At 60.3% G+C, this 15579-nt stretch carries 14 protein-coding genes; 4 read left to right on the plus strand and 10 right to left on the minus strand.

The genetic code is table 11. The annotated features are described in order from the left end of the window. Positions 1–9: 9 nt before the first annotated feature. The 7 genes from ACPJW8_RS11570 to ACPJW8_RS11600 all read right to left on the minus strand — a co-directional run bounded on the left by ACPJW8_RS11570 (position 10) and on the right by ACPJW8_RS11600 (position 7038). A complete protein-coding gene (locus tag ACPJW8_RS11570) occupies positions 10–1155 on the minus strand; it encodes a D-alanine--D-alanine ligase family protein (RefSeq protein WP_330194368.1) in 1146 nt (381 codons plus the stop codon). A 2-nt stretch (positions 1156–1157) separates the two neighbouring features. Next, on the minus strand, positions 1158–2219 hold the full coding sequence (locus ACPJW8_RS11575) for an NAD(P)H-dependent glycerol-3-phosphate dehydrogenase (protein WP_330194370.1): 1062 nt from the start codon (positions 2217–2219) through the stop codon (positions 1158–1160). Between the two features lie 8 nt (positions 2220–2227). Further along, entirely contained in the window at positions 2228–3016 is a 789-nt protein-coding gene (locus ACPJW8_RS11580; RefSeq protein ID WP_330194372.1) for a lysophospholipid acyltransferase family protein, read from the minus strand. A 4-nt stretch (positions 3017–3020) separates the two neighbouring features. Next, positions 3021–4355 (minus strand): UDP-N-acetylglucosamine 1-carboxyvinyltransferase, encoded by a 1335-nt coding sequence (gene murA, locus ACPJW8_RS11585; protein ID WP_330192315.1) that lies wholly within the window; start codon positions 4353–4355, stop codon positions 3021–3023. 108 nt (positions 4356–4463) lie between these two features. Next, the gene (locus ACPJW8_RS11590) at positions 4464–6287 is read right to left on the minus strand and encodes a hypothetical protein (protein WP_425256333.1); all 1824 of its coding nucleotides are present in this window, start codon (positions 6285–6287) and stop codon (positions 4464–4466) included. Positions 6288–6355: 68 nt separating this feature from the next. Then, on the minus strand, positions 6356–6736 hold the full coding sequence (locus ACPJW8_RS11595; protein WP_425256477.1) for a DUF6270 domain-containing protein: 381 nt from the start codon (positions 6734–6736) through the stop codon (positions 6356–6358). Continuing rightward, on the minus strand, positions 6733–7038 hold the full coding sequence (locus ACPJW8_RS11600) for a DUF6270 domain-containing protein (protein ID WP_425256334.1): 306 nt from the start codon (positions 7036–7038) through the stop codon (positions 6733–6735). Before ACPJW8_RS11600 ends, ACPJW8_RS11595 begins: the two co-directional genes overlap by 4 nt. Before the next feature lie 161 nt (positions 7039–7199). On the opposite strand from ACPJW8_RS11600, the gene ACPJW8_RS11605 reads away from it, so the two are divergent. Together ACPJW8_RS11605 and ACPJW8_RS11610 are read left to right on the plus strand one after the other, a co-directional pair. After that, positions 7200–8362, plus strand: a protein-coding gene (locus tag ACPJW8_RS11605; protein WP_160664497.1) for an IS3 family transposase whose coding sequence is annotated in 2 segments (ribosomal slippage) — positions 7200–7478 and positions 7481–8362 — 1161 coding nt in all. Because the reading frame shifts where the segments join, the coding sequence is not laid out codon by codon here. A 327-nt stretch (positions 8363–8689) separates the two neighbouring features. Continuing rightward, complete coding sequence (locus tag ACPJW8_RS11610; protein ID WP_425256335.1) at positions 8690–10462, plus strand: hypothetical protein; 1773 nt, start codon at positions 8690–8692, stop codon at positions 10460–10462. Between the two features lie 158 nt (positions 10463–10620). Here the strand turns inward: ACPJW8_RS11610 and leuD are convergent, their stop codons facing one another. Beyond that, complete coding sequence (gene leuD, locus ACPJW8_RS11615) at positions 10621–11223, minus strand: 3-isopropylmalate dehydratase small subunit (RefSeq protein WP_330194509.1); 603 nt, start codon at positions 11221–11223, stop codon at positions 10621–10623. Between the two features lie 9 nt (positions 11224–11232). Then, positions 11233–12732 carry a 3-isopropylmalate dehydratase large subunit gene (gene leuC / locus ACPJW8_RS11620; protein ID WP_330194508.1) on the minus strand — a complete coding sequence of 500 codons (1500 nt, stop codon included), beginning with the start codon at positions 12730–12732 and terminating at the stop codon, positions 11233–11235. A 113-nt stretch (positions 12733–12845) separates the two neighbouring features. Between leuC and ACPJW8_RS11625 the strand changes: the two genes are divergently transcribed. Further along, on the plus strand, positions 12846–13565 hold the full coding sequence (locus tag ACPJW8_RS11625; RefSeq protein WP_330194507.1) for an IclR family transcriptional regulator: 720 nt from the start codon (positions 12846–12848) through the stop codon (positions 13563–13565). A 55-nt stretch (positions 13566–13620) separates the two neighbouring features. Then, complete coding sequence (locus ACPJW8_RS11630; RefSeq protein WP_330194506.1) at positions 13621–14202, plus strand: DUF1697 domain-containing protein; 582 nt, start codon at positions 13621–13623, stop codon at positions 14200–14202. Positions 14203–14335: 133 nt separating this feature from the next. Here ACPJW8_RS11630 and ACPJW8_RS11635 read toward each other — a convergent pair whose 3' ends face one another. Continuing rightward, a complete protein-coding gene (locus ACPJW8_RS11635) occupies positions 14336–15052 on the minus strand; it encodes a hypothetical protein (protein ID WP_330194505.1) in 717 nt (238 codons plus the stop codon). Positions 15053–15579: the final 527 nt, after the last annotated feature.

Here is a 15579-nt window from a genome sequence, read left to right on the forward strand (position 1 = left end):
GTCCACGGATTACCGCAGCCCGGTCTTCCGGTTCAGGGCCAGAAAAATCAGTTCATCAATGAGCTCGCCGTAGTTGAGTCCGGACGCGGCCCACATCTGCGGATACATGCTCTTGGGAGTAAACCCGGGCATGGTGTTAATCTCATTAATGATCAGGTCACCATCAGGCGTGTAGAAGAAATCCACCCTGCTAAGCCCTTCGGCACCTACGGCATCAAAGGCCACCGCAGCCAACTCGCGGACACGGGCAATGGCATCTTCCGGAATGTCGGCAGGGCAGCTCAGCGCAGCAGCATCGTCCACGTACTTAGCATTGAAATCATAGAATTCGTGGCCTTCGCCGGCGACCGCTATTTCGCCGGGAAGGGACGTCCGGGGCTCGCTGTTCCCCCTGCCCTCCAGCACGGCGCACTCGATCTCACGGCCCACAATCCCAGCTTCAATCACAAGCTTGGGATCGTGCAGGCGGGCTTCCTCAATGGCGGCGTCCAGTTCGGCCAGCGAATCCACTTTGGAGATTCCCATGGAGGATCCGGCGCGGGCAGGCTTCACGAAGACGGGATAGCCCAGCTGGTCAACCCGTTTCCTGACGTCCTCCGGTGCGGTTACCCATTGCCTGTCGGTGACCACCACGTACGGGCCCACGCGGAGACCTGCCGCTTCAAACACCACCTTCATGTAGTGCTTGTCCATACCGACAGCTGACGCCAGCACGCCGGCGCCAACATACCGTGTATCCGAAAGCTCCAGCAGGCCCTGGATCGTGCCGTCTTCACCGAACGGACCGTGCAGCAGCGGAAAGACGACGTCGACCGTCCCCAACTCCTGTGGAACCTCATTCGGAGCGGCCACAATCAGCTGGTGCTCGCCGCCGATCTCGGCAAGGGCCACGGTCTGGGACGACGCCGATACTTCCGGCAGCGAAGAGCCGGCCAGCGACCAGCCGCTGAGGTCGCCGGACGCCAGGACCCACTGCCCGGACTTGGCGATCCCGATGGGAATGACTTCGTATTTGTCACGGTCGATTGTCCCCAGCACTCCCGCGGCAGTGACGCAGGAGACGGCGTGCTCGCTGGACCGGCCGCCAAAGAGCACGGCCACACGGGGTTTACCCGGCCTCGCATCCGTGCCATCGGGTATTTCATTCAAGGTCATTCTCAGTAATCGCCTTCGGATTTCAGTTCCCGGGCCAGCAGTAGTTGCCCAAGTTGGTCTACGGACACCTTGCCGGCCAGGACGGCCACCACAGCCGCTGTAATGGGCATGTCAACACCCAGCTTGCCCGCCAGTTCATGCACGGCCTGGCTGGACTTGATACCTTCAGCCGTCTGATTCATTTCGGCCGTCACCTCGTCAAGGGTGAGGCCTTTCCCGAGCAGCCTTCCAGCGGTGTGGTTGCGCGAGAGCGGCGAAGAACACGTAGCCACCAGGTCCCCGAGCCCCGCGAGGCCGGCCATGGTGTGCGCCATACCGCCCAGGGCCAAAGCCAGGCGGGTGGTTTCGGCAAGGCCACGCGTGATGACCGACGCTTTGGTGTTGTCGCCCATCTGTTTGCCTTCACAGATGCCAACGGCCAAAGCAATTACGTTCTTGACGATTCCACCGATTTCAACGCCTACGACGTCGGTACTCGTGTACGGGCGGAAATACGGGGCTGTGCACGCCCTCGCAATCCACGCGGCAACCGCGGCGTCGGCGCTGGCGACAACGGAAGCAGTTGGTTCCTCCCGCGCAATTTCCATCGCCAGGTTCGGCCCGGAAACGACGGCAATCCGTTCCACCCCGATTCCCAGCTCTTCGCTGATGACCTCGCTCATGCGGGCATCTGAGCCAAGCTCCAGGCCCTTCATCAGGGAAACGACGACCGCGTCGGCCGCGATCAACGGCTTCCACTCGCGCAGCTGCAGCCGCAGTGATTGGGCAGGAACGGCCAGGACTACCAGGCCGGCACCGTCCAAAACCTCCGTAACATCCAGTGAGGCCGTAATGCTGGCCGGCAGCTCAACGTCCTTCAGATACTGGGAGTTAAGCCGCTTCTCATTAATTTCCTCAACAACTTCCGGACGCCTCCCCCACAGCCGAATGACCGAGCTCGCTCCAGAAGCCGTGCCTGCGTCAGCTAGCACCTTGGCAAAGGTGGTCCCCCAGGATCCTGCGCCCAGCACGGCGATGGAAGCCGGCGGTGCCGCCACGACGGCAGGCAGCCCTGCGCTCGTCATCCCATCGTTCACGGTTCAACAATCCCGTCATCGGACGCGTCCTGGGCTGGGGTCTCCTGGCCGCGCTCAACGAATCTGCCGTGCTTGGACTGGTTGTGCTTGGACGGATCCCAGCGTTCGGCGGGCGGTTCTTCCTGCCGCAGTTCGGCCAATAGACCGGTGATGGCGTCCATAATCTTATCCGTTGCCTCGGTCAACGTGGCCTTATCCAGAGGACGGTCAGCGAACTCGCTCAGGTCTACAGGCTCGCCGATGAGGATTCTGGACGTCTTCCGGGGAAACAGGTTAAAGCGTTTGGCGTAGCGCGGGAAAACCTCGTGGGCACCCCAATGCGCCATGGGCACCACAGGAATACCGGCTTCAAGCGCCAGCCTTGCTGCACCGGTGTGACCTTTCATGGGCCACATTCCGGGATCGCGTGTCAGCGTGCCCTCGGGGTAGATGATGATGGCCCCGCCTTCTTCCACGATCTCCTGGGCGAGCAACAGTGCACGGTTCGCTCCCGCCGTCGAGCGTTCAACAGGGATCTGTTTGGTGGCGTTGAGGATCCAGCTCAACACAGGGACCTTGAACAGGGCTCCCTTGGCGAGGAAGTGGGGTGCCCGCTTCTGGTTGTAGAGCATATGACCCACAACCAGGGGATCGATCTCGGTGCAGTGGTTGGGGGTTGCGATGAAACCACCGGGCGGGAGCTTCTCGGTTCCCTCCCATTTCCGGTTCATCATCCCGTTCAACAAAGTGCGCGTCACAGCCGCAATAACAACGAAGGTGGCCGCGCTCTTGGCCGATTCCTTCACGGCTTCACCACTTCTTTTCAGAAGTGATATCGAAGTCAGCGCCCAGTCCGGCCAGTTTCTCCGTGAACCGCTCGTAGCCGCGGTTGATGATGTCGATGCCGGTGACCTTGGAGGTTCCGGTTGCTGCGAGGGCGGCTATGAGATGGCTGAAACCGCCGCGGAGGTCCGGGATATGGATGTCCGTGCCGGTCAGCTGGGTGGGGCCTGAAATTACCGCCGAGTGCAGGAAATTCCGCTGGCCGAAGCGGCACGGAACGCTGCCCAGGCACTCCCGGTGTACTTGGATACTGGCGCCCATGCGGATCAGAGCATCAGTGAAGCCGAAGCGGTTCTCATACACGGTCTCGTGCACAATCGATACGCCTTCGGCCTGCGTGAGGGCTACCACCAGGGGCTGCTGCCAGTCCGTCATGAAGCCGGGGTGCACGTCCGTTTCCAGGACCAGCGGATTCAGCTTGCCGCCCTTGTGATAGAAGCGGATGCCGTCCTCGCCGATGTCCATTCCACCGCCTACCTTCCGGTAGGTGTTGAGGAAGGTCATCATGTCCCGCTGGGAGGCGCCTTCAACGAAGATGTCACCGCGGGTCACCAAAGCAGCGGATGCCCACGACGCCGATTCGTTACGGTCGGAGAGGGCGCGGTGGTTGTAGCCGCCCAGGGAGCGGACGCCTTCGATGCGAATCGTCCGGTCCGTCTGGACGCTGATAATAGCGCCCATCTTCTGCAGCACGGCGATGAGATCGATGATCTCCGGCTCGGTGGCAGCACCGGAGAGTTCCGTGATGCCTTCAGCGCGGACGGCACTCAGGAGGACCTGCTCGGTGGCGCCCACGGAAGGGTATGGCAGCGAGATCTTGGCACCGTGCAAACCCTTGGGTGCCGAGATGTTGATCCCGCCCGGCCGCTTCTCCACGACCGCGCCGAACTGGCGCAGAACGTTCAAGTGGTAGTCAATGGGCCGGTCGCCGATTTTGCAGCCGCCCAGGTCCGGGATGAAGGCCTCGCCGATGGCGTGGATCAGCGGCCCGCAAAGCAGGATGGGGATACGTGAATCACCGGCGTGGGCGTCAATCGCGGTGCTCGGCGCAGTCTTGGCATCCTTGGGATCCAGGGTCAGATCGCCGGTAACGGGGTCCTTGACCACCGTGACACCGTGCAGCTGCAGCAGGGAGGTGACAACCTCCACGTCCTTGATCTCCGGCACATTGCGCAGGACTGAGGGCTCATTGCCCAGCAGCGCCGCCACCATGGCCTTGGGTACGAGGTTCTTGGCTCCTCGGACGCTGACGCGCCCCGCCAGGGGAACTCCGCCACGGATTGTCAGGACACTACTGCTCATTTACCGGTTTCCTTACGCTTACTTCGCCCCCAGCCTTGCAAAGACTCCACCCAAGCATAGGAGGTCGCGTTACCGAACCGAAATACCGGGGCGGATTTGGCACAGGACCTACCCCTTGGCGTACCAAAGCAGGGCAGCGTACAGGTCTCGAGCCGTTCGATAATAGACCCGGTGGTTAGGCTCACGGTCAATAAGCAGGGACACCGCTCTTGGGTTGAACACCGAAGGGAACTCTCCTCGCGGTAGTCCGTCGATAAGCTCTCTGAGCCCTTCCCTGATGACTGGGAATTGGGCAATGAGCCTCGGAGTCATGCGCAACTTGTTCGCCCGTTCGCGGTCAGCGGGCGTGGGCCGGGTTTGTTGGATGCTGGCAGCATTCTCCATCCGAATTCGAGTCACGCCATCTTGCTCGGGCACACCTGAGTGCTGGTATTCGCGCGCCTCAGGCCTCCCGCGCAGGCTGTTGTAGGCTCCTGCAAATCGGTCCGAGTCAAACGGCAATGCGGACAAGCCAGGTGCCATTCGCTCCATCAGGTCCATCCCGATAACGTTCGCCTGCCGACTCACGCCATCTACCCGCAGGCCGAGTGACGCTCCAGCAAGAGAGTAAAGGGGATCGAACCGTGAGACGAAAGGCGAGAATGATCTGGTGATTTCGCCCACGTAATACCTGTTGCGCCGATTCAGGTAGAAATAGTCCAACTGCGCATCCTTCCGGACGCCATTTTCAGCACCGTTCGCTTTGATCGACTCAATTTTCGACTCCGCAAGCCCAGAGAACGTGTCAGAAAACAGCCGCCGGTTGGTGTCTGTTCCGAAAGCAAGCCTCCCAAACATTTGCTCGCCGGCCTCTTGAGTTGTTCCCGAGTGGACGCTGCCTCTGTTGTAAAACGATCGGAACAATTCGCCATAGCCTCCGCTGGCTATAGATGTTGAAGTGCGCAGGTTCCCGGGTTGCGCGACGCCAGAGATAATCCCGGTCGTGTGCTGAAAAGGCCACAGGAGCTCTTGCTCCAAATTTGCGGGCCCTATTCTACTGTCCAGACCTCCGTGATCGGTAGTAGTCAGTCCATATTCCAGTGCAAGCTGATTGGACACTATTTTGTCCGGTTCCGTAGGGCCACCGGAGCAGTAGTACGAAAATTTGTCGGAGATGCCAGCCGCCAATGTTGCGGCCAGGACAACTCTGGAGTCCACTCCTCCCGTGAGGTGCGCTACCCGGCGGTCATGCCCCGCTCCGGCCAGTGCCGCCACATTGCAAAGGATCTCGTCCTCAGCTGCCTGGAGCGATTCCTCATAGGACATGGATGAGTTAAAGAACTCCCCCTTACAAGGATATTCAAGAATTCTGACTCCAGCCGGTGTCATCTCCACGTACGCGAACTGCGGCAGCGTGAGGACGTTCTCAAAGCTGGATTCAATGAGCCCTCCACTTCCAGTGGCGACATAAGCTGCCACATAGTGCAAAGACTTTCTCGGCTTCCGGCCTATTTCCTCAAGAAAGGATGTCAGCGCTGCGAGATCCGACGACACCGCCCAGTCATCGTTTTCCTGCCAAGTGAAGACCAGTCCTCCTCCGAGGGGGTCCGGCAGCACCGTCAGCTTCCGGGACGCAGGCTCCGCGACATAGAGGGTCAAAGATCCTTTTAGGTCCTGTCCAAGCTCAGACAGAGAATGGGCACCATCATTAGCGAGAGCATCACTGGCGACATCAACGTTATCGATGAATCTCCCGCGCAGCACTCCTGCCCCATGCGAACCGATCAAAGTCCGGCCGTTAGAGTGGATCCGCTTTGCCGCGCCGATGACATAGCAGTTGTCGTAGACCCTGAACTCTTCAATTGCTGCCCGGGGTGTTGGCGAATAGAAAACAACGGGAGCTGATTGCAAGGAATTTCTCAATCCATGTGAGACGGCGGTAGCGCGTCCCAATCTATCGCACGATGCTGGGCTGGGAAGGGTTGCCCTGTAGGGAAGTCCTGATCTGACTGGCAATCCAGCTATTCGCGCCCGGACCAAAATGGCCCCCACTTGTGTGTGGAATGAGCAACAGCAAGTTCCGGCGGGAGCGTCAGAACCTTGTAGCCGAGGGAATTGATATGGGCGAAGCATTCAATCAGATATGCCCTCAGATCAGAATCTTGGTCTAAACCGCCGAACGATTCCACAGGCCCGCCCAGATCGTCTACTTTTGCCCACGGAGTACTCAGCACGATGGCCTTGTGGTTGAGACCCAAGCTGCTCAACGCGCTGGATAGTCTCGTGGCCGCCGATTCCCAGAGATTCCAGTGGTCTTCCGTGGCTGCGTTAAAGTACAGGCAAGTTCCGCTGACGCTCTCTAGCCGCCGCCCCGAGCTCGCAAGTTCGGCGGACCGTATTATGTACGTATTATGTAACTGCCGTCGGGCAAGCGGACGACACCAAGACGTTCGTCCGTCAGGTCCACAACAAACAAGTCGATCTGATCCGCGAAACGCCGGAGCGTGGGCAACAGATTGGACTTCAAGTCACCAGACAGGGAACGGTTTTGCAAAGCAGAATCGAGCGCTTGACCATCCAGAAGATTGGTGGGCCGGGACAACCCGCTGATTAGGGACTGCCGGGCCACGTATCCGAGCAACGTATAGCCCGCTCCAAGGTCTTTAAAGGCGTCCCGGGACACACAGCATCCGTACATCATCATGTATTTTGCATTGAAGAATGCTAACAGAACACGCGCTGCTTAGCCGCACCGCACAGGGAAGCATGACTACCCGTTCTCCATGCGTACCAGGGGACTGCTGAAGGTTTGATTGACACTTTGCCTGTGAGGATTTGATCCTTGCGGGTGGAAGGATGTTCATCATGCCCAAAGCCTTTCCCGAAGAATTCCGCCGCGATGTCGTCGCGGTTGCCCGCAAGGGCGAAGCGCCCATCATCCAGATCGCCAAGGACTTCGGTGTCTCGCCCGCTGCCCTGCACCGCTGGATGAAGATCGCCGACAGAGAAGACGGCGTGAAGTCCGGGGCGGTGTCCGATGACGCCGCGAAGTTGCGGGAGGCCAACAAACGCATCCGGCTCCTGGAACAGGAAGCCGAAGTCATGCGCCGTGCCGTGGCCTACTTGTCCCGGGACATCAACCCAAAAAAATGATGTACCCGCTGGTCCGCGAGCTGGCTGCCAGGGACGCCCCGATCCGGGTTCCCGTGGCAGTGTCCTGCCGGGTACTGAATTTCTCCAGACAGGCCTACTACCAGTGGGCCGCCAATCCCGTCCCGGCCCGGGACTGGGAAGAAGCGCATCTGATCAACGCCGCCATCGATCACCACCGGGACGATCCTGCCTTCGGATACCGGTTCATCGCCGATGAGATCAACGCCGGTCCCGGCCCTGGGGCCAGTGAACGCCGGATCTGGCGGCTGTGCTCGGAGAACGGCATCCTCTCGGTGATCCACCGCCGGCGCCGGTCAGGGCTCAAGGCCGGCCCGCCGGTCCACGATGACCTCGTCGAACGGGACTTCAGCGCCACGGCACCGAACCGGAAATGGCTCACGGACATCACCGAGCACCACACCGGGGAGGGCAAGCTGTACCTGTGCGCGATCAAGGACCTTCACTCAAACCGGATCGTCGGGTACTCGATGGACGGGCGGATGAAAGCGTCCCTGGCCGTCGCCGCCCTGGACCACGCCGTGGCCCTCAGGAAACCGGCGGGCACGGTGGTCCACTCGGACAGAGGGTCCCAGTTCAGATCCAGAAAGTTCGTCCTGGCCCTGAACACCTACGGCCTGAACGGATCGATGGGCCGGGTAGGGGCATGCGGTGACAATGCAGCGATGGAATCGTTCTTCTCCCTGCTGCAAAAGAACGTCCTGAACCGGAAACGATGGGAGACCCGGGCCGAGCTCCGGCTGGCCATCACGACCTGGATCGAGCGCAGCTACCACCGCAAACGCCGTCAACGTGCCCTCGGACGGCTGACACCAATCGAGTTTGAGACAATAAAAAACGCGGCCTCAGCCGCGTAAGAAATTATCAACCCCAGCTGTCAACTAAACCTTCAGCAGTCCCCAGCGATGCAACCTCCGGCAGTATGATCTCAAAGTTCGTATATTCACATACGAGGAATTGCGGCGGTTATGCCGCTGAATGATGGGGGCCCATTGATTATCGCCAGAACCAAATCCGCGTTTCGGTTGACGACGACAGCCTATTGTTTGGCAATGATCGTCCTACTGTCTTTTGCTAATCCACCAACGGCATACGCCTCTTCCGATGTGTCTGCACCGGTTCTGGTTTCATCAACCGTGACACCAACAGAGCTAAACATCAGTGCAGGGTCCGCGACGACAAAAGTGACTGCGCGGATCACCGACGCCACCGGAACAACAGCGCCCACCATCAACGCCAGCCACGACACCGGTCAAAGCCAAGGCTTCGGCAGCATGACCTTAGTCTCCGGAACCCCACAGGACGGCACCTGGGAACGCACCATCACCATCCCCCAAGGAGCAGCAACCGGCAGCTGGAACGTACTCCTGTACCCACTCAACGACACCATCGGCAACAGCTCCAACGGCTTCCAAACCCTCGCAACCCTCAACGTCACCGGCGCCTCTTCCGATGTGTCTGCACCGGTTCTGGTTTCATCAACCGTGACACCAACAGAGCTAAACATCAGTGCAGGGTCCGCGACGACAAAAGTGACTGCGCGGATCACCGACGCCACCGGAACAACAGCGCCCACCATCAACGCCAGCCACGACACCGGTCAAAGCCAAGGCTTCGGCAGCATGACCTTAGTCTCCGGAACCCCACAGGACGGCACCTGGGAACGCACCATCACCATCCCCCAAGGAGCAGCAACCGGCAGCTGGAACGTACTCCTGTACCCACTCAACGACACCATCGGCAACAGCTCCAACGGCTTCCGAACCCTCGCAACCCTCAACGTCACCGGCGCCTCTTCCGATGTGTCTGCACCGGTTCTGGTCTCATCAACCGTGACACCAACAGAGCTAAACATCAGTGCAGGGTCCGCGACGACAAAAGTGACTGCGCGGATCACCGACGCCACCGGAACAACAGCGCCCACCATCAACGCCAGCCACGACACCGGTCAAAGCCAAGGCTTCGGCAGCATGACCTTAGTCTCCGGAACCCCACAGGACGGCACCTGGGAACGCACCATCACCATCCCCCAAGGAGCAGCAACCGGCAGCTGGAACGTACTCCTGTACCCACTCAACGACACCATCGGCAACAGCTCCAACGGCTTCCGAACCCTCGCAACCCTCAACGTCACCGCATCCACAGCACCGTTGGTTCTGACCGGGACCATACCCGTAATCTCAGGTACCACCAGAGCCGGTTATACACTCACAGCAACCCCTGGCACCTGGTCCCCCGCACCCGTGACTCTGACCTACCAGTGGTACCGATCCGGGACCGCCATAACCGGGGCCACGGCAAGCACCTACAAACTGACCACCGCCGACGTCAGCAAAACCATCACCGTCCGTGTCATCGGACGCAAAACCGGATACGCAGCCCTCGGAAAAACCTCCGCACCCACCACCGCAATAACCGGAACCCTGACCGGGACCACACCCGTAATCTCAGGTACCACCAGAGCCGGTTATACACTCACAGCAACCCCTGGCACCTGGTCCCCCGCACCCGTGACTCTGACCTACCAGTGGTACCGATCCGGGACCGCCATAACCGGGGCCACGGCAAGCACCTACAAACTGACCACCGCCGACGTCAGCAAAACCATCACCGTCCGTGTCATCGGACGCAAAACCGGATACGCAGCCCTCGGAAAAACCTCCGCACCCACCACCGCAATAACCGGAACCCTGACCGGGACCACACCCGTAATCTCAGGTACCACCAGAGCCGGTTATACACTCACAGCAACCCCTGGCACCTGGTCCCCCGCACCCGTGACTCTGACCTACCAGTGGTACCGATCCGGGACCGCCATAACCGGGGCCACGGCAAGCACCTACAAACTGACCACCGCCGACGTCAGCAAAACCATCACCGTCCGTGTCATCGGACGCAAAACCGGATACGCAGCCCTCGGAAAAACCTCCGCACCCACCACCGCAATAACTCCGTAAATATACGGCTCGTCCACCGCGGCAGAAAAGGTGCACGCCAAAGCCCCTGTAGAAGGCGGGTTCTAGCGGTCGTTGCAACACCCATCATTTTTGGGAGTTGCAACGACCGCTAGAACCCGCCGAAATGAAAGTTTCTACAGGGGCTTTTTGCGTGCCGGCTAGGACAGCCGTGCCGGCAACGTTGTCGGCTTGAAGGCGGGCCGCGTGGCCTCGTACACGGTGATGTCTTCCTCGTGCTTGAGCGTGAGCCCAATGTCGTCGAGGCCCTCCAGCAGGCGCCAGCGGGTGTAGTCATCGATGAACAGCGGGGCCACCACGTTGCCGCACGTCACCGTCTTGGATTCAAGATCCACGGTCACCTCCGTGCCCGGAGCGTTTTCCAGGACCTTCCAAATGAGCTCAATGTCATCCTGGGCAAGTTCGGCAGCCAGCAGGCCCTGCTTGCCGGAGTTGCCACGGAAAATATCCGCGAAGCGGGACGAGAGGACGGCTTTGAAGCCGTAGTCCTTCAGCGCCCAGACGGCGTGCTCGCGGGAGGAGCCGGTACCGAAGTCCGGTCCCGCCACCAGGACCGAGCCGGAGCTGAACGGCTCCTGGTTGAGGATGAACGACGGATCTTTGCGCCAGGCCGAGAACAGGGCGTCTTCGAAGCCGGTGCGGGTGATGCGCTTGAGGTACACCGCGGGGATGATCTGGTCAGTGTCGACGTTGCTCTGGCGCAGCGGGACGCCGATGCCGGTGTGCTTGGTGAACTTTTCCATGGTGTCTTCCTATGCGGCGTCGGTACGGGTGGTTTCGACAGGCTCAACCACCGGGGCAGGCTCAGCCACCGGGGCGGGCTCAGCCTTCGGGTCCGGATCAAGGTCCGACGGCGAGCTCAGAGTGCCGCGGATGGCAGTGGCAGCTGCCACCACCGGGGAAACCAGGTGGGTCCTGCCGCCCTTTCCCTGGCGGCCTTCAAAGTTACGGTTGGAGGTGGAGGCGCAACGCTCCCCCACTTCGAGCTGGTCCGGGTTCATGCCGAGGCACATGGAGCAACCGGCGAACCGCCATTCCGCACCAAAGTCCTTGAAGACCTTGTCCAGGCCTTCGGCTTCAGCTTCGAGCCGTACCCTGGCCGAGCCGGGAACCACCAGCATGCGGACGTTGGGGTCTTTCTGGCGGCCCCGGATGATGTCTGCAGCTGCGCGGAGGTCCTCCATGCGGGAGTTGGTGCAGGAACCCAGGAAAACCGTGTCCACCCGGATGTCCTTCATGGGGGTACCGGCCTCGAGGCCCATGTACTGCAGGGCACGCTCCGCGGCGGCCTTGGCGTTCTCGTCACCGAAGTCCTCGGGGGACGGGACCTTGGCGGAGAGTGACACACCCTGTCCCGGGTTGGTTCCCCAGGTCACGAAGGGCTCCAGCGTGTCGGCGTCGAGATCCACCTCAGCGTCAAAGATTGCCTCGTCGTCGCTGCGCAGCGTGTTCCAGTAGTCGACGGCGGCATCCCATTCAGCACCCTGCGGCGCATGCGGGCGGCCATACATGTAGTCATAAGTGGTCTGGTCAGGCGCTACCAGGCCGGCGCGGGCACCGGCTTCGATGGACATGTTGCAGATGGTCATGCGGGCATCCATGGACAGCGCCCGGATCGCGGAGCCGCGGTATTCGAGGACGTAGCCCTGACCGCCGCCGGTGCCGATCTTGGCAATGACGGCGAGGATGATGTCCTTGGCGGTGACGCCGGGGCGCAGGGTGCCTTCAACATTGATGGCCATGGTCTTGAAGGGCTTCAGCGACAACGTCTGGGTGGCCATCACGTGCTCCACTTCGGAGGTTCCGATGCCCATGGCGAGGGCTCCGAACGCACCGTGCGTGGAGGTGTGGGAATCGCCGCAGACAACGGTCATACCCGGCTGCGTCAGGCCCAGCTGGGGACCCACCACATGCACAATGCCCTGCTCGGCATCACCGAGGGAATGCAGGCGCACGCCAAACTCGGCACAGTTGTTCCGCAGCGTTTGGATCTGGGTGCGGCTGGTGAGATCGGCGATGGGCTTGTCGATGTCCAGGGTCGGAGTGTTGTGGTCCTCCGTGGCGATGGTCAGATCGGGACGGCGGAGCTGCCGGCCGGCCAGCCTGAGGCCTTCAAAAGCCTGCGGCGAGGTGACCTCATGGACGAGGTGAAGATCGATGTAGAGAAGGTCGGGCTGGGCGTTGGCTCCTTCGCCATCGCCTTTGCGCACCACATGTGCGTCCCAGACTTTCTCGGCCAATGTATTAGCCATGGCCAGCTCCCTTCACTACGGATTAATGGTCTGTCTCAACTGAACCAGCCCGGCGGCGTCATAAGCCAGCCGAAACATTTGCATCTCAGATAATGAGACGGCAATATCATTACATGGACAATCCTAGCGGCGTCGGAGTCATCGATAAAGCGGCCCAGGTGCTCGACGCACTGGAGGCCGGCCCTACCACCCTTGCCCAGCTGGTAGCGGCCACCGGGCTGGCACGACCCACCGTTCACCGGCTTGCCCTGGCACTGGTGCACCACCGGTTGGTCAGCCGCGATATCCAGGGCCGGTTCGTCTTGGGAAGCCGGCTGGTGGAACTGGCCTCTGCCGCCGGCGAAGACCGCCTGATTGCCTCTGCAGGACCCGTGCTGATGCAGCTGCGCGACGCGACGGGTGAGAGTGCCCAGATCTTCCGGCGCCAAGGTGACTGGCGCGTCTGCGTTGCGTCTGCCGAACGTCCAATTGGCCTGCGCGACACCATTCCCGTGGGCACCCAGCTGTCCATGAAGGCCGGTTCGGCTGCCCAGGTGCTGCTCGCCTGGGAAGACCACGACCGTCTTCTCGAAGGGCTGCAGTCCGCCAGGTTCACGCCCACTGTTTTGGCAGGAGTACGACGCCGGGGCTGGGGTCAGAGCCTTGGCGAGCGCGAGCCTGGCGTCGCCTCAGTCTCTGCACCTGTGCGCGGACCCTCCGGGCGAGTGATTGCCGCTGTTTCCATTTCAGGCCCCATCGAGCGGCTCACACGGCAGCCCGGCAGGCTCCACGCCGAAGTTGTGTGTAACGCAGGGCGGATCCTCACTGAAGCCCTGCGCAAGAACAACGACTAATTCCAGATGGAGAGGCGGGCGTTCGTGCGTCCGTCTCCAACGCTAGGCTGACGGCATGACTACGTACGCTGTCTTCCTCCGTGGCATCAACGTCGGCGGCATCAACATTAAGATGGCGGACCTAAAGTCGGCCATCGCCGCTTGCGGATTCTCCGGAGTGAAAACCTTGCTGGCCAGCGGCAATGTGGTTCTCTCCAGTGATCTGGACGCTCCAGACGTCAAGGACGCCTGCGAAAGATGCCTCCGAGAAGCGTTCGGCTATGACGCCTGGGTTGTGGTACTGGAAGCAGCCAGAGTGGCTGAGCTGGTGGCCGCCTGTCCCTACCCAGCCGACGACAAAACGACCCACAGCTACGTCACGCTCTCCTCGGACATCAAGGTCCTGGACGAACTGTTCGACGCCGGTTCCGCCCTCGGCCCTGCATCCAACGGCGGCGTAGACCTGACGCGGCTCGCCCCGGAGGCGTTGGCATGGCTTGCCCCTGCCGGAGGCACGCTGGACAGCCCCTTCAGCAAGATCACCGCGAAGGCACGCTACAAGGCGGCCACCACCACAAGGAACCTGCGCACGCTCATCAAAGTGCGCGATGCCGCTCGGAATTCAGATGGAGATTTCCCTGCCGGTTCCGGAACGTAGGTGCTTTCCATTGCGACAATCCCTAAGGAACCCTTAGGGATACGCCGCAGAGGCATGCCCCAGCAAATGCCGACAAGGTTCTACAGCAGATCCGGAGTCCCATCGTGACGACGGCAAAGGTGGACGACTGGTTTTAGGACTCGATGGCTCCGTTCATAACGGACTGCGTGAGCCCAATATTGAGGGCATTAATATTGCCGATGATTGTACCCGGCTGGGCAGTTTCAACGGCCCAATCGAGTGCATTTTGGTCTAGCATCCATGAATTAGGCTGATCCAAAAATGCCATTACGTAGTCTGCCGTGCGGGCAGCGAATTGCCGACCCTTATCGGAGCGTGCCAGAAAGACGTTTCCGGCCAGATATCGCCGCCAGGGCGCCAGTCTGTCAATCCCGGTCGATGCCGCGAGCACGACATCGAATTCTTTGAATTTAGTATAAGAGTCTGCGATGGGCGAAACCGGATAGAGGTCCACGTCTTGGATCCAAACATCGGCTTCGAACCTATCCATGACTTGCTGGGCAACCAGATAGCGCGCGCATGCATAGTAGGTGATTGGGTTTCCCACTCCTGCTGGCAGATGGGACGAAGACCAAGAAAGGGCTGGCAGCTCCGACGAACGTCGACTGAAGCCCTGGATCGTTTCCGCAAGAACATTTGCTTCACGAATGAATTCAGAAGCCTCATTCTCGGCAGCCACGACATGAAAATGAAGTTGAAGTGTCGGCTCGGCAGCTGCATAGAAGATAATGCGCGTCAAATAGCGCCGAAGAAACTCGATGTTGCCTGAGTAGAGGATCCTCGCCGAAGCGCCTTCACGAAGATCACCGCCATGCCAGGTAATTTCCACCTGTTCAGTGTCCCGTGGCGCAGGAATCCCATACGTGAATGCGCCTATGTCAAGATGCAACTCCTTAATTAATTCAGAACCGGACGAAAGTGCAGTTCGAAACTCTGTGAGGGCTGCCGATCTGCCTCCAACGACACTTAGCACTTGGCCCCGCAGTATATGAGACGATGTGGTCGGCGAGTTGTACGGGGACGAAGTCTCGACAACGCTCTGCAGTTCTGCCTTTAGAGAATCTGAAATCGACTTGGACTCGGCCCGCGAGACGTGCTCGATCTCCCGTCCATTCACAGTCCTGTGATTTTGTAAAAGTGCCTGCATCTCTATGATCGCAGTCAGGCTTGCCATGACGTTACCGGGCAACGACTCGGAAAAGTCGGCTCTTGCACTATAAAGCCGGCAGAGAAGCGCTACCCGGCTGTTAACTGGAGTTGACCGTGCAGGTCTGAGTTTTCGCAGGACGTCTCTTACAATTCGTGTGACCCGGTCCCTCCACGTGGAATCACTAAAGTACTCCCATACGGCCAGCG

Origin of the sequence: Pseudarthrobacter sp. J47 (genome assembly GCF_049810315.1) — a bacterium.
In the GTDB taxonomy this organism is placed as follows: domain Bacteria; phylum Actinomycetota; class Actinomycetes; order Actinomycetales; family Micrococcaceae; genus Arthrobacter.

Excerpts from the sequence above, each read along its gene's own strand:
- ACPJW8_RS11570 (WP_330194368.1), bottom strand. The coding sequence starts at position 1,155 with ATGACCTTGAATGAAATACCCGATGGCACGGATGCGAGGCCGGGTAAA.
- ACPJW8_RS11575 (WP_330194370.1), bottom strand. The coding sequence starts at position 2,219 with ATGACGAGCGCAGGGCTGCCTGCCGTCGTGGCGGCACCGCCGGCTTCC.
- murA (WP_330192315.1), bottom strand. The coding sequence starts at position 4,355 with ATGAGCAGTAGTGTCCTGACAATCCGTGGCGGAGTTCCCCTGGCGGGG.
- ACPJW8_RS11600 (WP_425256334.1), bottom strand. The coding sequence starts at position 7,038 with ATGATGATGTACGGATGCTGTGTGTCCCGGGACGCCTTTAAAGACCTT.
- leuD (WP_330194509.1), bottom strand. The coding sequence starts at position 11,223 with ATGGAAAAGTTCACCAAGCACACCGGCATCGGCGTCCCGCTGCGCCAG.
- leuC (WP_330194508.1), bottom strand. The coding sequence starts at position 12,732 with ATGGCTAATACATTGGCCGAGAAAGTCTGGGACGCACATGTGGTGCGC.
- ACPJW8_RS11625 (WP_330194507.1), top strand. The coding sequence starts at position 12,846 with ATGGACAATCCTAGCGGCGTCGGAGTCATCGATAAAGCGGCCCAGGTG.
- ACPJW8_RS11630 (WP_330194506.1), top strand. The coding sequence starts at position 13,621 with ATGACTACGTACGCTGTCTTCCTCCGTGGCATCAACGTCGGCGGCATC.